Source organism: Phytoactinopolyspora halophila (genome assembly GCF_003287285.1).
Classification (GTDB): Bacteria; Actinomycetota; Actinomycetes; order Jiangellales; family Jiangellaceae; genus Phytoactinopolyspora_A; species Phytoactinopolyspora_A halophila.
Window position 1 is genome coordinate 14,980 of sequence record NZ_QMIG01000019.1, and the last position, 21,873, is coordinate 36,852.

A 21,873-nucleotide genomic window follows, 5' to 3' on the forward strand; every position below is an offset into this window, starting at 1 on the left:
ATGCGACCCCGGCGTCGCGGTTCAGCGATCAGTGCCGCGCGTGAGCGGGAACCGTCACATACGGTCCAGGGTTGTCGTTTCGCGATTCTGACGGCAGGCCGGGACCGGCGTCGTGGGCGTTCGTCCTGCCAGTACGCTCCCCGCCGTGGCGGGGAGCGTACTGGCCGGTCATTCTGGCCACCTTGAGTGCCAGATGTAGGGACAGCCGCTCGACGCCGTTCTTGAGGTCGGTGTGTGCCAGCTGTTCGAGCCGCTGGAGCCGGTAGTACAGCGACGTCCGATGAAGGTTCAACCGTTCGGCGGTGACCTGGGCGTTGCCCGCGACGTCCAGGTACGTCTCCAGGGTTTCGAGCAGGGGAAGGGTATCTGGATCGCCGAGCAGCCTGCCGAGCCCGCGATGAACCACGGGTACCTGCTCGCCGAGCGCGGCCAGCTTCACCACGATCTGATGGACACCCAGGTGTGACCAGTAGACGATGTCTCCGACGCCGGGCAGCTGGAGCGCGGCGTCAACGGACATCCGCGCTTCGCGGAAGGAATGCACCGCATCCTCGAGGCGGGTCCGGCGACTTCCGATGCCGGCGACGAGAGACACCGGCGACGGCGAGGCGGCCAGGCTGGACTGCGCCATGGCCACGGCGGTGTTCACCCGTTCGTGCAGATGCGGGTCGTCGTCGCTGGTGCACGACATCACGACGACACAATGGTCCCGGCTTACCAGGTCGAGCGCCTGACCGCGACGGACAAGGCGGCGGAAGTCGGCCATCGCCTGGGCGAGCGGATCTTCGATGTCGACGTCCGTCGATCCATCGTGGGCAATGCCCTGCAAGACGAGGGCGACGATCCCGTCGCCCGCGGTGAGATAGCCGGCCTCTTCGAGACTCGTGGCCGCTTCCGCGGTCATCGCCGAGTCGCTGAGCAGCATGTGCATCGTGTCGGCGAGCCGTGCCGTGGCGAACAGGCTCGCCACGCTCTCGCGGTGCAGCTGCTCGCCCAGCTCTTCGGCCTCTGCCACACAGACGTCGATCTCGTCGGTGGTCATGGTGCTGTCGGAGTCGACGAACCACAGGTAGCCCAGGACCCTGTCCTTGTAGAGCACGGGAATGCAGACCCGTGGGAGCATGTGCAGTTCGGGATTCGCGGGCAGGCGAAGAGGGCGACGTGCCTCGGCCAGGCCGAACTCCTTCAGCCAGCGGCTCACCTCGGTAGAGGCGTGCTTACGCAGGATGGAATCTTCGCGAACTTCATCGAGGGGGCGATCGTGGGCACTGTAGGCGATGAGCTTGAGGAAGCGGTCCTCCAGGACTGCCGGGCGACCGATGCGCTCGGCGACGGCATCCAAGAGCTGCTGCAGCGTGAGTTCCAAGGACGCCTCCGGACGGAGAACTCTGAGGCAGGCTCGCAGATAGTACGAACTATGACATATGACATGTCTCTCCGCGACGGCATATCTCATGTGATGAGAACCTCTTATCACCTTCCTGTCTATTCTTTCCGAACGTGACGAATGTGTTGACGCACGGGCGGGGCCGGGTGGGGTGTCGGAACGTGTCGCACGAAGTTTCGTCACGTGTTGGAACGAGCGTGTATGCGTGATTGGATCGTTACCTTAGTGGGATCGGGGGTTCGTCCGCATACCGAGACCCAAAGGACTAGTCTTCCCGTAAGCACCGAACGGCCAGCATGGTGGGAGGGGTCGTTCGCTGCTTCATCGGGCCCACATTTCTAGAACATCGAGGTGAACCTAATGCGCGCACGAAGGTTTCGAGGTGCCGCCGCGTTCGTCCTGGCCGGCGCATTCGCGCTGGCCGCATGTGGAGGTGACGACGACACGGCCGCCGATGACGACGGTGGTGAGGCCGGCGATTCGTCGCTTCCTGTCGTGCTCGGAACGACCGATACCGTCACCAACATTGATCCGGCGGGCTCCTACGACAAGCCTTCCTGGAACATCGTTTACAACACGTACCAGCGCCTGCTCGCGGTGCCGCTCGGGGGGAGCGAGCCCCAGCCCGACGCTGCGGAGTCGTGTGACTGGGATGACGACACGACATACCGGTGCACGCTGAAGAGCGGGCAGACGTTCGCCGACGGCAGCGAGATCACCTCGGAGAACGTGGTGCATTCCATCGAGCGCCAGCTCGAGATCCAGCACGAGTCCAACGGCTGGCAGCTGCTGACCGGGATCGAGGAGGTCGAAGCCCCCGACGAATCCACCGTCGTCTTCCACCTCGAATCTCCCGATGCCACCTTCCCGTTCATCCTCACCACCGCGGCCGCGGCGATCGTCCCGATGGACTATCCCGCCGACGAGCTGCAGCCCAATGACCAGGTGGTCGGTTCTGGTCCTTACACGGTCGACGAGTTCGATCCCACCCAGCAGATCCAGCTGGGCGTCAACGAGAACTACGCGGGTGACCGCGAGGTCAACAACAGCGGCGTGATCTTGCAGTTCTACCAGACCGAGTCGGCGCTGAAGCAGGCCATCGAAGAGGGCGAAGTCATGATCGCCTACCGGAGCCTCGCCGTGACCGACGTCGAGGACCTCGAAGAGAACGGAGCGGAACGCGGGGTCGAAGTCGTCGTGGGTGAGGGCACCGAGATCAACTACATGGTGCTGCAAGCGAGCCGGGAACCGTTCGACGAGCCGGCCGTTCGCCAGGCGGTGGCGCAGATCATCGACCGGGAGACCATCGCCGAATCGGTCTACCGGGGCACAGTGACTCCGTTGTACGGGCCCATCCCCGAGGGTGTGCCCGGTCACGTGCCGTCCTTCAAGGAGCAATACGGCGAGCCGGATCCGGAGGCGGCCGAGCAGCTCCTCGACGAGGCGGGAGTCGAGACACCGGTCGAGTTCGACGCCTGGTGGATGCCGGATCGCTACGGTGAAGAGATCGGCGACATGTTCGGCGAGATCGAGCGTCAGCTGGAAGACACCGGGCTGTTCGAGGTCAACCTCGAACAACTCTCCTGGGCGCAGTACGCGGAGACGTTCTCCGATCAGAGCATGGACGCGTTCGATCTCGGCTGGTTCCCGGACTACCCGGATGCCTCCAACTACATCGAGCCCTTCTATCACGCGGAAAGCGTCGTCAATAACGGATACAGCGACGACGAGATGGACGAGCTCATCGATGTGATGCTGACGGACACCGACGAGGAGGCGCGGTTGGACGCCTTCGAGCGGGCCTCGGAGATCGTGGCCGAAGACGCACCGATCATCCAGCTGTGGCAGCGTGATCAGATCGCTGCGGTCCGCGAGGGCGTCGAGGGGGTCGAAGAGACCCTGGATCCGTCGTTCATCTTCTACTACGACGTCGTGAGTGGCGTGGAAGAGTGAGTTCCGCATAAGGCCACATGACCCCGGCTCTGGGGTCGGTCTCTACAGGCCGGCCCCAGAGCCGGATCGCGAACGACGGTCGAGAGAAAGGCGGGTACCGGGTTGTCCACTCGCACCGCGGGCTCGTTGCGGACATATCTGCTCACCCGGGTGTTGCTGTTCGTTCCGCAGGTCATCGTCATCCTGACGATCGTGTTCGTCCTCATGCGGGTCGCACCGGGAGACCCGGTGAGCGTCGCACTCGGGGGCCAGCGCTCGGAGGAAGAGCTCGCCGAACTGCGAGCGGCGGCTGGCTACGATCGGCCGATCATCGTCCAATACTGGGAATACATCAGTGGCGTCCTGCGTCTGGACTTCGGCCACACCATCATCGACAATCGCTCGGTTGCTGAGATATTCGCGGTCAACGGTGGGGCGACCCTGACGCTCACGGTTGCCGCGTTCGTCGTCGCCCTGTTGCTCGCCGTGCCGTTGGGTCTCATCGCCGGGCGGTTCCGGGACACTCCGTTGGACGGCTCGCTGCGGGTGTTCGGCATCTTGACCTATGCCGCTCCGGTGTTCTTCGTCGGGCTGCTCATGCAGCTCGCCTTCGCACGCGGCCTGGGCTGGCTGCCGTCGAGTTCGCAGGCGAGTCCCGTCGTCACGGCCAGGGTCCCGTCCCAGACGAACATATTCCTGGTCGACGCGCTGCTGGCAGGTGACACCGCCGCATTCTGGAACGGGGTCCAGCACCTCGTGCTGCCGGCGGTCACCCTCGGGCTGCTGCTGACCGGAACCTTCATGCGCATCATCCGGGTGAACTTGATTCAGACCATGCGCAGTGACTATGTGGAGGCGGCGCGAGCTCGCGGCGTGAGCGAAACGCGAGTCGTCATCCAGCATGCCTTCCGCAATGCCATGGTGCCGTTCGTGACGATCCTCGGCCTCCAGGTCGCCCTGCTGCTCGGAGGTGCCATCTTGACCGAGCAGACCTTCAACTGGAACGGCATCGGTAGTCAGCTCGTTCGCTACCTGGACAGTCGTGACTACATCGCTGTGCAGGGCATCATCACGCTGTTCGCGCTCGCGGTGGTGACGGCGTCACTGCTGATCGACATCATCAACGCGATCATCGACCCGAGGGTGAGGTACTGATGGCCACGGCGGCAGGTCCCCCGCCGGACGATTCCGCGGTGCCGGCCGGCGGTCGCACCCGGACGCGGCGCGTTCTCAGCGGTATTGCCCGGCCGTATCGGGACTCGCACGGCGTGGGCCGGTTCATGCTGGTGACCGGAACGGTCCTCGCGGCGATCATGGTGGTGCTCGCCGTCTTCGCGCCCCTGATAGCCCCATTTGGCTTCGCCCAGGTGGCCGATGTGGACGGCGAGCGGTTCGGCAACCACCTCGAACCTGGCGGCGTGCACTTGTTCGGCACCACGACACAAGGCTTCGACGTGTTCAGCCGCGTGGTCTGGGGTGCCCGCACAGCCGTCACGGTGGTGCTTCTCGCCCTCGTCTTCTCGCTCATCGTCGGAGTCTTGCTCGGGCTGGTGGCCGGGTACGTGGGGCGCTGGGTGGACCGCTTACTCGTCATGATCATGGATTCGCTGTTCGCGCTCCCGGCGCTGCTGCTCGCGATTGTCGTCGCATTCCTGCTGGCCGAGCACATCGGCGGGGGAGCCGCCACGGCTGCGTTGGCCATCACGGCGGTCTACGTACCGCAGTATTTCCGGGTGGTACGCGCGGCGACGGTCAGCGCCAAGGAACAGACCTACGTCGAGGCCGCTCGCGCGATGGGGGCTCGGTCCGGCACGATCATGTTCCGTTACCTGCTCAACAACGTGATCCAGAGCGTTCCGGTGATCGCGACGTTGAACGCCGCAGACGCCATCCTGACTCTAGCCGGCCTGGGCTTCCTCGGTTACGGCATCCAGCCCACCGAGGCTGCCGAATGGGGCTATGACCTGCAGCGTGCCGTGACCGATGCGGGTACGGGTATCTGGTGGACCGGCCTCTTCCCCGGGATGGCCATCGTTCTCCTCGTCATGGGGCTGACCCTGATGGGTGAGGGACTCAACGAGACGATCAACCCCGCCATCCGGGTACGCCGGATGCTGTCCATCACGTTGCCGGAGCGGGCACACGAGTCTCGACCGGGTGTCTCCCCGGTGTCGAGACAGCCCGGGCCCGGACCCGAGCAAGACGGCGAGGCCGGGAAGGATGGTGCACAGTGACCGAACCCGTTCTGTCGGTGCAGGACCTCCGGGTTTGGTACGGCAGCGAGCGGGGTGCCGTACGCGCTGTCGACGGGGTGTCTTTCGATCTGCGTCCCGGAGAGACTCTCGGCTTGGTCGGGGAGTCCGGCTGCGGCAAGACCACGCTCGGCCGCGGTGTGCTTGGCCTGCTGCCGCGAGGCGCGAAGCTGGACGGCGAGGTGAACTATGGTGGGCGCAACCTGGTCACCACGAGCCGGCGCGAGCTCCAGCAAATGCGTGGTCCGGAACTCGGATTGATCTTCCAAGAGCCGCTGACCAGACTGAATCCGCTCCTGCGTGTCTCCGAGCACTTCGAGGAGGCGCTCGGAACCCACGAACCGGATCTGGACAAGGAGGAGATCAAACACCGCAGTATCGAGGCGTTGCGGGCTATGGGAATTCCACCCACCCGATACCGCGCCTATCCGCACGAGTTCTCCGGTGGCATGCGGCAGCGGATCATGATCGCGTTGGCGCTGGTCTTGCGGCCGTCGTTCATCGTTGCCGACGAGCCGACCACGGCGTTGGACGTTCTGGTCGAAGCGCAGATCATCCGTATTCTCGGCGACCTGCGCCGCAACTTCGACACGTCGTTGTTGTTCATCACGCACAATCTCGGGATCGTGGCCGAGGCGTGCGATCGCGTCGCCGTCATGTATGCCGGGCGGATCGTCGAACAAGGCCCGGTCACGGACGTTTTCGCCCGCCCGCAGCATCCGTATACGCGTGAGCTGCTACGTTCCACCATCTCGCTGGCCACCACGGGGCTGCACTACATCCCCGGCGCCCCGCCGGACCTGATCGATCCACCGTCGGGCTGCCGTTTCCATCCGCGTTGCCCCGAAGCCATGCGGATGTGTCCCCAGCAGTTCCCCCAGCCCGTGGCTCTCGGGCCGCAAACGGTGGAATGCTGGCTACACGGGCCGCAGAACTTGGTTCCCGAAGGTGGCCAGGAGCCCTTGGAACGTGAGGAGGTCACCGTTGCCGACGAAGCCTGACGTGCTCACCTCGACAGGTGGAGCGCAGGACGACGCGCTGATGGAGATCCGCGATCTGGAAGTGCACTTCCAGCTGCGGTCCAACGCGCTGGCCAGGCTGGTCGGCGGTGGAGGCGAGACGGTCAAAGCTGTCGACGGAGTCAACATCACCCTGCGCAAGGGCGAGGTTCTTGGCCTCGTCGGCGAGTCCGGTAGCGGGAAAACCACGCTAGGACGGACCTTGCTGGGATTGGTCCGGCCGTCGTCGGGACAGATCCTGTACGGGAACCAGGACATCGCGCGACTTCGCCAGAACAAGATGCGCAAGTTGCGGCAACGGCTGCAGATGGTCTTCCAGGATCCGCACGCCGCGCTGAACCCGGCCATGGACGTGCGGGCCGCTCTTGGTCATCCGTTACGGATCCAGGGGTTGGTGCGCAACAAGGCAGAAGAGCGGGCACGGGTGGTCGAGGCGCTCGAACGGGTCGGGTTGACGCCGGCGGAGCAGTTCCTCGACAAGTTGCCGTCGGAGCTATCCGGTGGGCAGAAACAGCGGGCTGTCATCGCGCGGGCCATCATCTGTGGCCCGGAGTTGCTGGTGGCCGACGAACCGATCTCGATGCTCGACATGAGCGTTCGAGCGAAGATCCTCGAACTCATGCTGGAGCTGCGACGGGATCTCGACCTGACGTACGTGTACATCACGCATGATCTCGCGACCGCCAAGTTCTTCTGTGATCGTGTGGCGATCATGTACCTCGGCCGAGTCGTCGAGATCGGTCCCACCGAGGAGATCTTCGCCGACCCGAAGCACCCCTACACGCAAGCTCTGCTCGCCGCAGTGCCCGACCCGGATCCGGAACGCCGGATTCCCCGAGAGCTCCCACGCGGTGAGATCCCTGACGCGGCCGCACCGCCACACGGATGCTCCTTCCACCCGCGGTGCCCGTTCGCCTTCGAGCCGTGCGGCTGGGAGGCGCGAGACCTCCAGGCGCTGTTCGAACGTCGTTGGACAGAGCGGGGTGAGGAGGTCTTCGCGCGAGAGGAACACCTGGTTGAGGGCCTGTCTGACCTGCCGTCGGGCCAGGAGACAGTGCGGTTGCCGGTGCCGTCGGGTCGCAACGCCTCCGAGCTGAAATCCCTGCTCGACGATGCTCGGGCCGAGGCGCCGGACGATCCGCTGTGGCGTGGCGTGGAAGACATCGACGTGGAGGACGGCCAGGTGACATTGCGCTTCCGGGCCGGCATCGATCCGGAACTGCGCACCGTCGGCGGCGTCGACGTCGCATGCCATCTGCACGATCCCGATCTCAAGCCGCCAGAGAACGCCGGGTATTGAGCGGCAGACGATGCCCATGAACCCGGCGAGCATACCGACGTTCGAATCCACCGAGACGGATCCGTGGGCGCGAGGTCGCGAATTCGGCCTGGCGTGGGCGAGCGATATCGAGGCCACGTGCGCCGGGTACGCCGATCTGTTTCGCGCCCAGGGTGCCGCTGATGAACAGGTGAGGTCGTGGGGCTTGCGCGCCGTCGGCCAGCTGGAGACATGGGCGCCGGAGATGGCCGACGAGATCGCCGGGATCGCCGATGGCGCGAACCTCGAATTGTGGAGGATCGGAGCGCTCAACGCCCGCACCGAGATCATCGCCGCACTTCGGGCACGAGGGGGATCGGAGTGCTCGGCGTCCGTTGTCGTTCCCGAGCACGGTGCCCCGCGAACCATCCAGACATGGGATTGGCGGGACACGCTCAGGCACGTGCCGGTGGCCTGGAGCTACGATACCGGCGCCGGCCGCGCGGTTCGCGGATTCACCGAGTTCGGCCTTCTAGGCAAGATCGGAGTGAACAGCGATCGGGTCGGGGTGCACTTCAACATCCTCCGGCACGTCTCGGATCACGCCGACATCGGCGTGCCAGTCCACGCCGTGGCTCGCCGGATCCTCGATCGGGCCGGGAACATCGACGACGCGACGACGATCGCGCGCTCGGCGTGGACCTCAGCGTCGTCGGTCATCTCCGTGGTCGCCGTCGAGAACGGGCGAGGCCGCGTACGTGGACTGGAGCTGTGCCCGGACGGCGTGGGCGTCGTCGAGCCGGACGCGGACGGTTTCTATGCCCACACCAACCACTTTCTCGACTCCGAGCTGGCGTCCGGTGAGCTGCAGGGTATCGAGCGGCCCGGAACCTACCAGCGGCTGCGACATCTCCGATCCCACATCGATGGGCTGGCGTCGGAGGATCTCGACCGGCGGGTCGCGGCGATGCGCAGCCACGCCGTTGATGGCGCTGCGGTGTGCTGTCACGCATCGCCCGAGGAGCCGTTTCACGAGCGCTCCGAGACGCTCGCGACGATCAGTCTCGACCTCGACGTGGGACAGCTCTGGCTCCATCGCGGCGGGCCGTGCCAGGTGTCTGCCCGCACCTGGCAGCGTTGCTGAGCGATCGGTTCACGTTCTCCGTCCGGTTCGACGGAAGCGAACCTGTCGGATGTCGCTGCTAGCGTCATCGACCATGGAACTCGATCTCCGTGGTCGCCGCGCGCTGGTGACCGGAAGCAGTGGGGGTATAGGCGCAGCCATCGCGGAGAACCTCGCCGCTGAGGGGTGCCACGTCCTGGTGCACGGCCGGCGCCGCGACGCCGCCGAGAACGTCGCCGAACGTGCCCGGTCCCGCGGTGCCGAAGCCGATGTCGTGTTGGGAGATCTGACCGCGGACGGGATAACTGAGCGAGTCGGAGAGGCGGCGGTCCAGTTCGGGGCACAGATCCTGGTCAACAACGCGGGCCCGTTCGCCGAACATGACTGGGACGATGTCCAAGCGACGGATTGGCACACGGCGTTCGACGGGAATGTCGTCAGCGCGGTACGAGTCACCAAGACTCTGCTGCCGCTGATGCGCGAGCACGGCTGGGGCCGGGTGATCACGATCGGCAGCCGAGCGGTCACCACCCCACTGCCGAACATGGTGGAGTACTCCGCGGCCAAAGCGTCGGTGGTGAACATGACCACTTCTCTGGCGCAACATCTGGCCGGAAGCGGCGTCACCGCGAACTGTGTCAGTCCTGGCGTCATCCGCACGCCGTCGTTCGAGCAGATGTTCAGCACTCGGGCGGCTGACTCGCCACGCGGCGGTGTTGACCGCTCGCGGATCGAGGCGGAAGCGACGGCGGAATACGCTCCCAACCCGACTGGCCGGCTGGGCCGCGCCGAAGACATCGCTTACGCGGTGACATTTCTCGCCAGCCCTCTGACGGGCTACATCAACGGCATCAACCTTCGTGTCGACGGCGGCATCACAGGTACGCCCTGAACGTCCTGGCTGGCCGCAAAATTGCGTCGACACGTCCGCTTCCTTCACGTGACACTGAACGGCTGTGGGTCACGTCGATTTGAACTCCGTCTCATTCACCCTGCCCGATGGCCGGGTACTGCTCGACGACATCTCGTTCCGCGTCGGCGACGGCGCGAAGGTGGCGTTGGTCGGGGCGAATGGGTCCGGCAAGACCACGCTGTTACGGATCATCGCGGGTGATATCGATCCGCATGCGGGCAGCGTGACGCGTAGTGGCGGTCTCGGCGTCATGCGGCAGTTCGTGGCGCGGGAATCCGAGGACGTGCGCTCCCTCCTGTTGTCGGTGGCGCCTCCGCGTTTGCGGGAGGCGGCGGCTGCCGTCGACGCCGCGGAGCTGGCCATGATGGAACGCGACGACGAGAAGGCGCAGCTGGCTTACGCGGACGCGCTGGCCGAATGGTCCGATGCCGGTGGTTACGAGATCGAGGTGATGTGGGACGCGTGCACGACGGCAGCGCTCGGTGTCGGCTTCGATCGTTGCCGGTGGCGCGAGGTGTCGACGCTCTCCGGAGGCGAGCAGAAACGGCTCGTGCTTGAGGCGTTGCTCCGCGGCCCGGATGAGGTACTGCTGCTGGACGAGCCGGATAACTATCTCGATGTGCCCGGCAAGCGCTGGCTGGAAGAGCGGCTCACCGAGACGCCGAAGACGGTCTTGTTCGTCAGCCATGACCGGGAGCTGCTGGCGCAGACCGCCACCCGGATCGTGACCGTGGAGCTGGGAGCGGCGGGCAACACCGCGTGGGTCCATCCCGGCGGATTCGCCACTTATCACGCGGCTCGCCAGGAACGCTTCGCGCGGTTGGAGGAGCTGCGTCGCCGCTGGGACGAGGATCACGCCAGGCTGAAGGCCCTCGTCCAGATGTACAAGCAGAAAGCCGCGTACAACTCCGACATGGCGTCGCGTTACCGCTCTGCCCAGACACGGCTTCGCAAGTTCGAGGAGGCCGGCCCGCCCCAGGCGCTACCGCGAGAGCAGAACGTGCGGATGCGACTGCGCGGTGGCCGGACGGGCAAACGAGCGGTGGTCTGTGAGCGGCTCGAGTTGACGGGGTTGATGCGGCCGTTCGATCTGGAAGTGTGGTACGGCGAGCGGGTTGCCGTGCTGGGATCCAACGGGTCGGGCAAGTCGTTCTTCCTGCGCCTGCTGGCAGCCGGTGGTACGGATCCGGAGCCGGACCAGATGCCTGTCGACGAGACACCGGTGGAACCCGTCGAGCACGATGGCATCGCACGGCTCGGTGCTCGGGTCCGCCCGGGATGGTTCGCCCAGACGCATGAGCATCCTGAACTGGCCGGACGCACTCTCGTGGAGGTGCTGCACCGTGGTGATGGCCGCCGCGATGGCATGCCGAGGGAACAGGCGGGCCGGGTGCTGGACCGATACGAACTCGCCTACGCGGCCGAGCAGACCTTCGAGTCCCTGTCAGGCGGGCAGCAGGCCCGATTCCAGATCTTGCTTCTCGAACTCTCGGGAGCGACATTGCTGCTGCTCGACGAGCCGACCGACAACCTCGATCTGGTGTCCGCCGAGGCCTTGCAGGACGGACTGGAGGCGTTCGAGGGAACGGTGCTGGCAGTCACCCACGATCGGTGGTTTGCGCGGGACTTCGATCGGTTTCTCGTCTTCGGCGCCGACGGCACGATCTATGAGTCGCCCGAGCCGGTCTGGGACGAGGGACGTGTCGCCCGCTCCCGTTGACGGTGGTTGATTCCGTTGACGATCGTCGCGGGTTGAACGTGGGCTCGGGAGACGGACGCCTGCCGCTCGGGTGGATCTACGAGACGGTCAGCATGCTGCTCGAATGGAGCCTGAGAGGTTACCTGCCGCCCGAACGGACACGGTGATCCATGATCGATGTGGAGTTCCGGTTACCCGTGCGTGGCGTGTGGCATACAGGTCGCTATAGCGACCTATTCTCCGCACACAAGGCGCGGAAACTCCACACCCGATCATGGCCCGCATGCGAGGTGACGTCCCTCGCGATCGATACGCTCGATGCCCACGTGATCGTTGACGATAGTGCATATGTCCATGGAGGCGATCGTCGACGATCAGCAAAGCCTGGCCATTTCAGATGCACTCATTTAGTTGACGATCATCCCCGCGTGCGCAGGGAACACGAATGTTTCCCTGATGGGTTCGTGCGGTCCTCATGGATCATCCCCGCGTGCGCGGGGAACACCACCCAACCCAAGGCAGAGCACACGGAAGAACCGGATCATCCCCGCGTGCGCGGGGAACACCATGTCGACGTTCAGGTGATTGAGGATGGCCCAGGATCATCCCCGCGTGCGCGGGGAACACGCCGTAGGCGTCGCTCCAGTCTGCGACGTCGACGGATCATCCCCGCGTGCGCGGGGAACACTTGTTGTTATTGAATTCAACGTCGCCTGAACCAGGATCATCCCCGCGTGCGCGGGGAACACTCGGGCATTGTGGCGTCCTCCATCGCAGAGGGGGGATCATCCCCGCGTGCGCGGGGAACACCGAACCAGAACCTGAGAGGCCATTTCTTCCTGAGGATCATCCCCGCGTGCGCGGGGAACACATTATGCCAACAATCGAAAATCCCTATCAGGCGGGATCATCCCCGCGTGCGCGGGGAACACGCGGTGTCGTGCTTCTGATAGTTGGTGTAGTCCGGATCATCCCCGCGTGCGCGGGGAACACATATACGCGCCGTTGGGTTCGGTCAGAGCAATGGGATCATCCCCGCGTGCGCGGGGAACACAGATTGGTGGACGTTCCCAGGGTCAGCGGGTGTGGATCATCCCCGCGTGCGCGGGGAACACTTCCGTCGCGGGGTTCGATGATGTCGGGCGAGAGGATCATCCCCGCGTGCGCGGGGAACACGGTCGCGCTGCGCGACCCGGACACCGGGAACTAGGATCATCCCCGCGTGCGCGGGGAACACAGATCACCGGCCGGCCCCAGCTGACCCAACCGCGGATCATCCCCGCGTGCGCGGGGAACACTGCGCCACCGAGTTCTCGGACGGGTCGTAACAGGGATCATCCCCGCGTGCGCGGGGAACACGATCACGTAGTGGGGAGCCTGGCACGTTCTCAAGGATCATCCCCGCGTGCGCGGGGAACACGCATCGTCCTGGATAACCAGGTGATAGTCCGGGATCATCCCCGCGTGCGCGGGGAACACGAACAAATCAGTTTCTTCTTCTAAATCGAATTGGGATCATCCCCGCGTGCGCGGGGAACACAAATTTCCGCTGGCACAAACCTGACGCCATATCGGATCATCCCCGCGTGCGCGGGGAACACCCTTAATGACCAGCTAGTTTAGCGCGTCGGTGGCCGGTTTTCAGTCACTTGCGGCTGATCATTGTCGTGGAGATGGAAGCTGGATCCGACCTGCGCATCGCATTCTCGTCGTGCTCGGCTCGCGCACCGTGTATCGGGTCGGCTGTGCTTTCTGATGGCCCCCGGGCACATGGTCGGTGTTTGCCGGTAGGGTGGTTCGTGATGCCGGTTGGCTCGGAGTCGTTGCCGATCCAGGGTAGGTTTTGACCGGCCGGCGTCTGGACGAGTAAGCTAGGGCTTCGTTGTGTGCGCCAGCGGTGACCTCGTGATGGGTGACGGCGCGCCACAGACCTGAACCATCCCGACGGACGAAGTGAAGGCCTACGACCGTGCGCACGTACAGCCCCAAACCCGGCGACGTCGAGCGTCAGTGGTATGTCATCGACGCCAAAGATGTCGTTCTCGGCAGGCTCGCCTCCCACGCTGCCATCCTGCTCCGCGGTAAGCACAAGCCGCGCTACGCACCGCACGTTGACTCCGGCGACTTCGTGATCATCATCAACGCGGACAAGGTCGCGCTGTCGGGGCGTAAACTGGAACAGAAACTCGATTACCGGCATTCTGGGCGCCCCGGCGGATTGCGGTCGATGACCTACGCGCAGTTGATCGAAAAGGATCCTCGCCGGCTGGTCGAGAAGGCGGTGAAGGGGATGCTGCCGCACAACCGTCTCGGGCGGAAGTTGCTAGGCAAGCTGAAGGTCTACGCCGGGCCAGAGCATCCGCACCAGGCCCAGAAGCCGGTGCCGTACGAGATCACGCAGCCCACCCAGTGAGCACTGTCGAGACCCCATGAGCGACGTGAGCGAGGATATGACCGAAACGACAGTCGAGAACGAGGCTGACGAAGCCTCGGTCCAGACCTTCACTTCTGAAACGGCGCCGACCCCGCGTTCGTCGGCTATCGAGCCCGCCATGGCCACGGGCCGCCGCAAGGAGGCCGTGGCCCGGGTTCGGATCAAGCCTGGCACTGGCCAGTGGAAGATCAACGGTCGGTCGCTGGAGGAATACTTCCCCAACAAGGTTCATCAGCAGGTCGCCAAGTCGCCGTTCGCCGAGCTTCACTTGGATGGCCAGTATGATGTCTTCGCACGGCTGAATGGCGGAGGTATCTCTGGTCAGGCGGGTGCCTTGCGGCTGGCGCTGGCGCGTGCGTTGAATTCGGCAGATGTCGAGAACAACCGGCCGGCTCTGAAGAAGGCTGGATTTCTCACCCGGGATTCTCGCGCGACGGAGCGCAAGAAGGCTGGGTTGAAGAAGGCACGCAAGGCTCCGCAGTACAGCAAGCGTTGATGTCGCGCTACTAGACAAGCGTTGTCGGCCGTGTGGGGACTTTTTTGCACGGCTATTGATTCGGCCCCGGGGAAACCGTGCTCCGGGGCCGAAGCTGTATCTCATACTGTTGCCACCCGAGTACGGGGGCCAGTACAAGGGTGATGAGCCGGAGCAAGGAGAAGATACGTGGCGCGCCTCTTCGGAACTGACGGTGTACGGGGTCGAGCGAACATCGATCTCACGGCAGAGCTCGCTCTCGATCTGTCGGTCGCGGCTGTGCATGTTTTGACTGAAGCCGGTGCGTTCAGCACGGGTAGACCTACTGCCGTCGTGGGCCGAGACACTCGCGTCTCCGGCGAGTTCCTGGAGTCCGCGGTTTCCGCCGGATTGGCCAGCGCGGGGCTGGATGTTCTGCGGGTGGGCGTGTTGCCGACCCCGGCCGTCGCCTTTCTCACCGATCGTCTCGGCGCGGATCTGGGCGTCATGCTGTCGGCCAGTCACAACCCGATGCCGGACAACGGCGTGAAGTTCTTCAACAAGGGTGGCCACAAGATCGACGACGCGCTCGAAGACGCGATCGAAGCACGATTGCGAGAGCCGTGGAACCGGCCCACGGGCGCCGACGTGGGCCGGATCCGAGACTTTCCGGAAGCTCAGGAGACCTACATCGATCACATCGTCGGCTCGGCACCTCACCGCCTGGACGGACTGAAGGTCGTCGTCGACTGTGCTCACGGAGCGGCGTTCGTGGTGGCGCCGGAGGTCTTGCGCCGTCTCGGCGCCGAGGTCGTGGCGATCGCCGCCGATCCGGACGGTACGAACATCAACGATCGTTGTGGCTCGACCCACATCGAGACCCTCGTCGACGCGGTTCAGGAGCATGGCGCCGATGCTGGCGTGGCGCATGACGGCGACGCTGACCGTTGTCTAGCCGTCGATTCCCGGGGCAAGGTCGTCGACGGTGATCAGATACTTGCGATCCTGGCGTTGGCGATGCAGGAACGAGGTGCGTTGCGCCACGACACCGTGGTCGCCACCGTCATGTCGAACGAGGGAATGCGCCTCGCGATGCGATCTGCTGGGCTGACGGTGGTGGATACGGCCGTCGGGGATCGTTACGTGCTGGAGGCGATGAAAGGTGGCGGGTACTCCCTCGGTGGGGAGCAGTCCGGGCACATCGTCATGCTCGATCACGGCACCACCGGCGACGGAGTGCAGACGGCCACCCATCTGCTGGCCCACGTCGCGGCGGGTGATCGTTCGTTGGATGAGTTGGCCGCGGTCGTGCAGCCGCTTCCCCAGATCCTGGTCAACGTCTCGGGTGTGGACAAGGCGCGGGTGACCACGGACGAGGCCATCAGGATGGCCGTTGCCAGCGCTGAAGAAGAACTCATGGGAACGGGCCGCGTGTTGCTCCGGCCCTCGGGGACGGAACCGGTCGTACGCGTCATGGTCGAAGCGAGCACCGCTGATCAGGCCGATACGATCGCGCGGCGGCTGGCTCACGTCGTGGAGGCCTCGCTCGCCCACTGACTCATGAACTGCTGCGGTGAGGCTGTCCCGCAGGTGTCAGAGTTTTCGTTGATATCCCGCGCCCCAACCTTCCACCTGGTAGCCCAACGTCTCGTTGACGCTGATCATGTGCTGATTAGACTCGGCGTTCCACGTCCAGATGGCCCTGATACCGGGACGGTCGTGCAGTACCGCCCGAAGGTTCGCTGCTTTGAGTAACAGGCCGAGCCGATGTCCGCGATGTGGAGGATCGACGAGGGTCGAGTCCTGAAAGCCGTTCTCGTCGCTGTGTTGTTGGAGCGAGATTCGCGTCAAGCCAGCCAGGCCACCGTCCGGAGCGACCGCCACCGCCGTCCAATAGCTGCGGCCCATGCGCTCGTGTCGTCGCTCGGAGATCCGGATCCGGTCTTCGTCCCAGGCCTCGCCTTCGTAGTCCAGCTCACCGAGCGGCGCATCGGTGCTCAGCCGTCCTTCCAAGCGGGCGTATTCACGCACGTACTCATCCGGTGTTCGCCCGCGCCAGGTGACGATCTCGTAGCCGTCGGCCCGGGGCCGAGCTTCCTCCTCCGCCGCGGCGATCCTCGCCAGATGGAACGGGGCACGCTGAACACGGGCGATCTCGGTGATCCGGTGAGTGAATCCATGCCGCGCGGCGAAGCGAGTTCCCGAGGTCGACGATGTGCTAGCGGGACCCTCGATCTGGCTCAGGAGGCTGGTTCGCCCGTACTGCTGAGCTACCGTTTCCAGCTCCTCGAGCAGGGCAGTGCCGATACCGCGGCGTCGAGCCTCGGGACGTACCCAAATCTCGGACTCGCCGAGGCTGAGATTGTCTCGCAACGGCAGATGCAGCACGGCGGCACCGAGTGCCTGCTGGTCCTCTTCAGCTAGCCACAGCTTGACGTCACGATATTCGTGGGTCTCGTGGACGACCTCGAGTTCGCTCTTCTCGAACCGTGGACCGTGGGGATAGTCGGCAGCATGCCCGTGCCGATAGACGTCGTACCAGGATGCGAACGCGTCGTCCGCGGACGTGATGGGGCGAATATGCACGTCTCAAGCCTGGATGACGCCGTGCCCGCGAGCAACTCATTTACCGCGCGGTGACAGCCGTCGCCGTCGTCATTCGGGCGCGGCCGAGCCGACGAGGTAGGTCGAGGGCCCAGTGTCCGAACCAGCGGCGTCGTGCTCGAGGATGTCGGCCAGTACCACGGTGATGTTGTCCGGGCCACCTCTGGACAGGCTGGCGTCGATCAGGTCCTGAGCCGTCTGACCCGGCGTGGATCCCGCCGTGAGCAGCCGAGTGATCACATCGTCAGCGACCACATCCGTGAGCCCATCGCTGCAAATCAGAATGCGGTCCCCCGGCTCCACCTCGACGAGCGAGAGATCGGCGTCGACGTCGTGCTGCCCCTGCAAGGCCTTGACCACCATCGATCGCGCTGGATGGCTCCGGGCCTGTTCCGCTGTGATCTCTCCGTCGTCGACGAGTGCCTGGACGAGCGTGTGATCGTGCGTGAGCTGTCGCAGCTGTGCACCCCGGAGCAGGTAGGCGCGGGAATCGCCGATGTGTCCGAGAGCGATCCGCGATGGCGGGGCCCCGTCTTCGGCGATCACGACCGCTGTGGCGGTCGTGCCCATACCGTCCCGCGCCGGGGCGTCGTCGATGAGCTGGCGGATGCGCGTATTGGCGGCGTGGAATCGCTCCTTCAGTACCTCGAGTGGGTCACCGCGCGTCCCGTCGAGGTTGGCGAGCTCACTGATGACTGCGTGGCTGGCCACTTCCCCCGCGGCATGTCCCCCCATCCCGTCGGCTACGGCGAAGACGTATGGCCCGGCAATACCCGCATCTTCGTTGCCCTCGCGATCCAAACCGGCATCGGAACGCGCAACATAGCGCACGTGCATAGGAATACCCTAGAGCCTTTGCTTTCCAATCGGTGCCGGCATGCCAGAGATCAGATCTTACGCAAACGGACGCGTTGTACGGAGTGGTCCGACGCCTTGGACAGGACGAGGGTCGCGCGGCCACGGGTGGGCAGGATGTTCTGGTTCAGGTTGGGCCCGTTGATGGTGTCCCACAGGTGTTCGGCCTGTGCCACGGCGGCATCATGATCCAGCTCGGCATAGCGGCGGAAGTATGACTCCGGCCGGCGAAAGGCCGTCTCGCGTAGGCGCAGGAAGCGCGTGACGTACCACTGCCGGATATCCTCTGCCGCGGCATCGACGTAGATCGAGAAGTCGAAGAAGTCGCTGACAGCCAGGCCAGATACGCCATTCTCGCGTGGGCGGGCCGGTTGGAGAACGTTCAGCCCTTCGAGGAGCACGATGTCGGGATGCCTGACAACGACCTTCTCGTCGGGCACGATGTCGTACGTCAAGTGCGAGTAGACCGGCGCGCTCACCTCGGCGGCGCCGGATTTCACGGCGGCGACGAATCTCAGCAGTGCCCGCCGATCATACGACTCCGGGAAGCCCTTGCGCTGCATCAACTGCCGGCGCTCGAGCTCCGCGTTCGGAAGCAGGAACCCGTCGGTGGTGACCAGGGAGACGCGCGGATGGTCGGGCCAGCGGGCGAGCAGCAGGCGGAGAAGCCGGGCAATCGTGGATTTCCCGACGGCCACCGAGCCACCGATGCCGATGACGTACGGGGTGCGCTCAGCGTAGGTGCCGAGGAACGTCTTCGTCGCCTCGTACAGCCGCGCTACACCACGCACGTGCAGGTTGAGCAGGCGAGACAGCGGTAGATAGATGTCTCGTACCTCGTCCAGGTCGACCTCGTCCCCGAGCCCGCGCAGTTCTTCGAGCTCATCCGCGGTCAGGGGGAGTGGGGTCTGGTCTCGCAGTCGTGCCCATTCGCTCCTGGTGAGGTCGACGAACGGGGACAGCGGCTGTGCTTCGTGTTCGGCCATAGCGACGCCCATTCTGCCGTGTGCCTCGACATGTCCGGTCGCGGGCGGTGGTATGGGTCTCCCTGTGGGTATCGAGGAAGGACAGCTACGCTGGCTTGGGTGTGCGGCATCGTAGGTTACGCAGGCAGCCAGCAGGCGATGGACGTCGTCCTGGAAGGGCTGCGCAGACTCGAGTATCGCGGCTATGACTCCGCTGGAGTCGCGGTCGTCGCGGACGGCGCCCTCGCTTCGGTCAAACGTGCAGGTAAGCTGGGCAACCTCGAGAAGGCGTTGGGGGAGACGCCACTGCCGTCGGCGACCACTGGTCTAGGACATACTCGCTGGGCCACACACGGCCCGCCCAACGATCGAAATGCGCATCCCCATCTGGACGGACCCGGGCAGGTGGCGGTGATCCACAATGGCATCATCGAGAATTTCGCCCGGCTCCGTGCCGAGCTAGAAGCCGGTGGTGTCGGTTTCAACTCCGACACGGATACCGAGGTGGTCGCTCATCTCCTGGCCGCCGAGGTCGCGGCGGGATCCGAGCTGGCCGACGCCATGCGGTCGGTGTGCCGTCGGCTCTCCGGGGCGTTCACGCTGCTCGCGGTGCACGCCGAAGCACCCGACCGGGTGGTGGCCGCGCGGCAGAATTCACCGCTGGTCGTGGGCGTCGGTACCGGTGAGAACTTCCTCGCGTCTGACGTCGCGGCATTCATCGCCCATACGCGTGAGGCCATGGAGATCGACGACGGCCAGGTGGTCGAGATCACTCCCGATGAGGTCACGGTCACTGACTTCGACGGGGTATCCGCGCAGCAGCGCCGTTTCCACGTCGACTGGGATGCGTCGGCCGCCGTGAAGGACGGCTACGACTACTTCATGCTCAAGGAGATCGCCGAGCAGCCCACGGCGGTGGCGAACACGTTGCTGGGCCGGATCAGCTCCAGCGGGAGACTCTCCCTGGATCAGATGCGCCTGTCCGACGAGGAGTTGCGCGAGATCGACAAGGTGGTGGTCCTGGCGTGCGGGACCGCCTATCACGCGGGAATGGTCACCAAGTACGCCATCGAGCATTGGACCCGCGTCCCCTGTGAAGTGGAGCTCGCCAGCGAGTTCCGCTACCGCGATCCCGTGGTCGACCGGCAGACGCTGGTCGTGGCGATCAGCCAGTCAGGCGAGACGATGGACACCCTCATGGCGCTGCGCTATGCGCGCGAGCAAGGGGCACGCGTGCTCGCAGTCTGCAACACGAACGGCTCGACCATCCCGCGCGAGTCCGACGCCGTCCTGTACACGTACGCCGGTCCCGAGGTTGCTGTCGCGTCCACCAAAGCGTTCCTCACCCAGCTCATCGCGTGCTACCTCGTCGGGCTGTATCTGGGGCAGGTCCGGGGAACGAAGTGGGGCGACGAGATCCGTTCCGTGGTGCGGGACCTCGCGGATCTACCCGCCAAGGTCGAGCAGGTTCTCGAGACGATGGAACCGGTACGGTCGCTGGCGCGCGAACTGGCCGGCTCGACATCGGTGCTGTTCCTCGGCCGGCACGTGGGCTACCCCGTGGCGCTGGAGGGCGCGCTCAAGCTCAAGGAGCTGGCGTACATGCACGCGGAAGGATTCGCCGCGGGTGAACTCAAGCACGGACCGATCGCCTTGATCGAGGATGGTGTCCCGGTGATCGTTGTGGTTCCGTCGCCGCGGGGCCGGTCCGTCCTGCATGACAAGATCGTGAGCAACATCCAGGAGATCCGGGCACGCGGCGCGCGGACCATCGTCATCGCGGAGGAAGGTGACGAAGCGGTGCAACCCTATGCGGATCATCTGGTCGCCGTGCCGGAGTGCCCGACGCTGCTTCAGCCGGTCGTGACCACTGTCCCGCTTCAGGTCTTCGCGTGCGAGATGGCCAGCGCTCGCGGCTTCGACGTGGACCAGCCACGGAATCTCGCCAAGAGCGTGACCGTCGAATAGCCGCCCCACCCGCTGATCATGAACACTAGCCGGCCTATGGGCGGGCTAGTGTTCATGATCAGCGGGATGTGGGGGTGGCCGTCAGGATGGCGAGAACGGCGAGCGTGAACGTGACGCCCACCAGAGCGATCATCGTTACCGCGTGCCGGTGCAGCACGCGTCGATGTGCCGGGCGCTCCTCAGGCAACGCGAACACCCGGCGTGGCCACAGCCGCCACGAGACGCGCACGAACACGGCCAGCGCCGCCAGGAGCGCGAGACCTTCGAGGGCGAAGAGCATGATCGACGACGTCGCGAGCTTGCCGGCGACGGCCAAGAGCAGACCGGAGATGCCGAGTACGGCGACGATCGCCAGCACCGGCCTCCGGTTTCCCGCGCCGAGTGTGGTGAGGAACGCTTCCAGCCCGTCGTCGTCTGCCGCGAGGAACCGGGAAGCTCGCGGTTGCACGATGAGCAGGCTGTAGAGCATGGAACCCAACCAGATACCGAGCAGACCGAGGTGCGCGATGGCGAGAAGTGCGAAGAGTGCGAAGGCCACGGTCGGTCAGTGTAAAACGCCAGATCGACGGGATGCGGGCTTAGGCTGGTGCGCGTGATCGTGGGCGTGGGGATCGACGTCGTCGACATTAGCCGTTTCGCGGAAGTGCTGGAACGCACTCCCGCCCTGGCCGAACGGGTATTCACCTCTGACGAGCGCAAGCGCTCCATTCCGTCGCAGGCCGCACGATTCGCTGCGAAGGAGGCGCTTGCCAAGGCGTTGGGGGCGCCGGTGGGCCTGCAGTGGCACGACGCGGAAGTCGTCAGTGACGATGATGGCCGGCCATGGTTTCGGATCCGGAACACCGTGGAGCGCCGGTGTACTGAGCTGGAGGTCGCCCGCGTGCACCTCTCGCTCTCCCATGACGCCGGGATCGCTTCGGCCATGGTGGTACTCGAGGGTCCAGGAGCCAGCGGGCAAAGTCGGACCGTCCCGATATGAGAGTGACGACGCGAACGGCGCCATGGAGGGA

The 21,873-nt window shown here is 65.0% G+C and carries 18 protein-coding genes and 1 CRISPR repeat array; of the genes, 13 read left to right on the forward strand and 5 right to left on the reverse strand.

Annotated features, from left to right (window positions below; all coding sequences use genetic code 11):
* Positions 1-28: 28 nt before the first annotated feature.
* Positions 29-1,366 carry a PucR family transcriptional regulator gene (locus tag DPM12_RS16010; RefSeq protein WP_158542922.1) on the reverse strand — a complete coding sequence of 446 codons (1,338 nt, stop codon included), beginning with the start codon at positions 1,364-1,366 and terminating at the stop codon, positions 29-31.
* Positions 1,367-1,747: 381 nt separating this feature from the next.
* On the opposite strand from DPM12_RS16010, the gene DPM12_RS16015 reads away from it, so the two are divergent.
* From DPM12_RS16015 to glmM, 11 genes are all read left to right on the forward strand, one after another.
* Positions 1,748-3,340, forward strand: coding sequence for an ABC transporter substrate-binding protein (locus DPM12_RS16015; protein ID WP_112259350.1), 1,593 nt, complete (start codon positions 1,748-1,750; stop codon positions 3,338-3,340).
* A 102-nt stretch (positions 3,341-3,442) separates the two neighbouring features.
* Positions 3,443-4,474, forward strand: a complete 1,032-nt coding sequence (locus DPM12_RS16020) for an ABC transporter permease (protein ID WP_112259351.1) — start codon at positions 3,443-3,445, stop codon at positions 4,472-4,474.
* The gene (locus tag DPM12_RS16025) at positions 4,474-5,553 is read left to right on the forward strand and encodes an ABC transporter permease (RefSeq protein WP_112259352.1); all 1,080 of its coding nucleotides are present in this window, start codon (positions 4,474-4,476) and stop codon (positions 5,551-5,553) included. Before DPM12_RS16020 ends, DPM12_RS16025 begins: the two co-directional genes overlap by 1 nt.
* Complete coding sequence (locus DPM12_RS16030; RefSeq protein WP_112259353.1) at positions 5,550-6,572, forward strand: ABC transporter ATP-binding protein; 1,023 nt, start codon at positions 5,550-5,552, stop codon at positions 6,570-6,572. The genes DPM12_RS16025 and DPM12_RS16030 overlap by 4 nt, the downstream gene beginning before the upstream one ends.
* Positions 6,556-7,890 carry an ABC transporter ATP-binding protein gene (locus tag DPM12_RS16035; protein WP_211659046.1) on the forward strand — a complete coding sequence of 445 codons (1,335 nt, stop codon included), beginning with the start codon at positions 6,556-6,558 and terminating at the stop codon, positions 7,888-7,890. Before DPM12_RS16030 ends, DPM12_RS16035 begins: the two co-directional genes overlap by 17 nt.
* Before the next feature lie 16 nt (positions 7,891-7,906).
* The gene (locus DPM12_RS16040; RefSeq protein WP_112259354.1) at positions 7,907-8,992 is read left to right on the forward strand and encodes a C45 family autoproteolytic acyltransferase/hydrolase; all 1,086 of its coding nucleotides are present in this window, start codon (positions 7,907-7,909) and stop codon (positions 8,990-8,992) included.
* 73 nt (positions 8,993-9,065) lie between these two features.
* Positions 9,066-9,863 (forward strand): SDR family NAD(P)-dependent oxidoreductase, encoded by a 798-nt coding sequence (locus DPM12_RS16045; protein ID WP_112259417.1) that lies wholly within the window; start codon positions 9,066-9,068, stop codon positions 9,861-9,863.
* Between the two features lie 64 nt (positions 9,864-9,927).
* Positions 9,928-11,604: an ABC-F family ATP-binding cassette domain-containing protein gene (locus tag DPM12_RS24355; RefSeq protein WP_112259355.1), complete on the forward strand. Its 1,677-nt coding sequence runs from the start codon at positions 9,928-9,930 to the stop codon at positions 11,602-11,604.
* A gap of 394 nt (positions 11,605-11,998) precedes the next feature.
* Positions 11,999-13,184: a CRISPR direct-repeat array (repeat unit 28 nt; unit sequence GGATCATCCCCGCGTGCGCGGGGAACAC).
* A 368-nt stretch (positions 13,185-13,552) separates the two neighbouring features.
* Entirely contained in the window at positions 13,553-13,996 is a 444-nt protein-coding gene (gene rplM, locus DPM12_RS16055) for a 50S ribosomal protein L13 (RefSeq protein ID WP_112259356.1), read from the forward strand.
* 37 nt (positions 13,997-14,033) lie between these two features.
* Positions 14,034-14,513: a 30S ribosomal protein S9 gene (rpsI, locus tag DPM12_RS16060; protein WP_112259418.1), complete on the forward strand. Its 480-nt coding sequence runs from the start codon at positions 14,034-14,036 to the stop codon at positions 14,511-14,513.
* A 168-nt stretch (positions 14,514-14,681) separates the two neighbouring features.
* On the forward strand, positions 14,682-16,028 hold the full coding sequence (gene glmM / locus DPM12_RS16065; RefSeq protein ID WP_112259357.1) for a phosphoglucosamine mutase: 1,347 nt from the start codon (positions 14,682-14,684) through the stop codon (positions 16,026-16,028).
* Between the two features lie 36 nt (positions 16,029-16,064).
* Here the strand turns inward: glmM and DPM12_RS16070 are convergent, their stop codons facing one another.
* The 3 genes from DPM12_RS16070 to coaA all read right to left on the reverse strand — a co-directional run bounded on the left by DPM12_RS16070 (position 16,065) and on the right by coaA (position 18,916).
* The gene (locus tag DPM12_RS16070; RefSeq protein ID WP_112259358.1) at positions 16,065-17,057 is read right to left on the reverse strand and encodes a GNAT family N-acetyltransferase; all 993 of its coding nucleotides are present in this window, start codon (positions 17,055-17,057) and stop codon (positions 16,065-16,067) included.
* Positions 17,058-17,126: 69 nt separating this feature from the next.
* On the reverse strand, positions 17,127-17,912 hold the full coding sequence (locus tag DPM12_RS16075) for a PP2C family protein-serine/threonine phosphatase (protein WP_112259359.1): 786 nt from the start codon (positions 17,910-17,912) through the stop codon (positions 17,127-17,129).
* A 50-nt stretch (positions 17,913-17,962) separates the two neighbouring features.
* The gene (coaA, locus tag DPM12_RS16080; protein WP_211659047.1) at positions 17,963-18,916 is read right to left on the reverse strand and encodes a type I pantothenate kinase; all 954 of its coding nucleotides are present in this window, start codon (positions 18,914-18,916) and stop codon (positions 17,963-17,965) included.
* Between the two features lie 99 nt (positions 18,917-19,015).
* Here coaA and glmS point away from each other — a divergent pair, with 99 nt between their 5' ends.
* Positions 19,016-20,863, forward strand: coding sequence for a glutamine--fructose-6-phosphate transaminase (isomerizing) (gene glmS / locus DPM12_RS16085; RefSeq protein ID WP_112259361.1), 1,848 nt, complete (start codon positions 19,016-19,018; stop codon positions 20,861-20,863).
* 58 nt (positions 20,864-20,921) lie between these two features.
* Here the strand turns inward: glmS and DPM12_RS16090 are convergent, their stop codons facing one another.
* A complete protein-coding gene (locus DPM12_RS16090; protein ID WP_112259362.1) occupies positions 20,922-21,401 on the reverse strand; it encodes a hypothetical protein in 480 nt (159 codons plus the stop codon).
* Positions 21,402-21,455: 54 nt separating this feature from the next.
* Here DPM12_RS16090 and DPM12_RS16095 point away from each other — a divergent pair, with 54 nt between their 5' ends.
* Positions 21,456-21,842, forward strand: a complete 387-nt coding sequence (locus DPM12_RS16095) for a holo-ACP synthase (protein ID WP_112259419.1) — start codon at positions 21,456-21,458, stop codon at positions 21,840-21,842.
* Positions 21,843-21,873: the final 31 nt, after the last annotated feature.

Excerpts from the sequence above, each read along its gene's own strand:
- DPM12_RS16015 (WP_112259350.1), top strand. The coding sequence starts at position 1,748 with ATGCGCGCACGAAGGTTTCGAGGTGCCGCCGCGTTCGTCCTGGCCGGC.
- DPM12_RS16040 (WP_112259354.1), top strand. The coding sequence starts at position 7,907 with ATGAACCCGGCGAGCATACCGACGTTCGAATCCACCGAGACGGATCCG.
- DPM12_RS16025 (WP_112259352.1), top strand. The coding sequence starts at position 4,474 with ATGGCCACGGCGGCAGGTCCCCCGCCGGACGATTCCGCGGTGCCGGCC.
- DPM12_RS16045 (WP_112259417.1), top strand. The coding sequence starts at position 9,066 with ATGGAACTCGATCTCCGTGGTCGCCGCGCGCTGGTGACCGGAAGCAGT.
- coaA (WP_211659047.1), bottom strand. The coding sequence starts at position 18,916 with ATGGCCGAACACGAAGCACAGCCGCTGTCCCCGTTCGTCGACCTCACC.
- rpsI (WP_112259418.1), top strand. The coding sequence starts at position 14,034 with ATGACCGAAACGACAGTCGAGAACGAGGCTGACGAAGCCTCGGTCCAG.
- DPM12_RS16075 (WP_112259359.1), bottom strand. The coding sequence starts at position 17,912 with ATGCACGTGCGCTATGTTGCGCGTTCCGATGCCGGTTTGGATCGCGAG.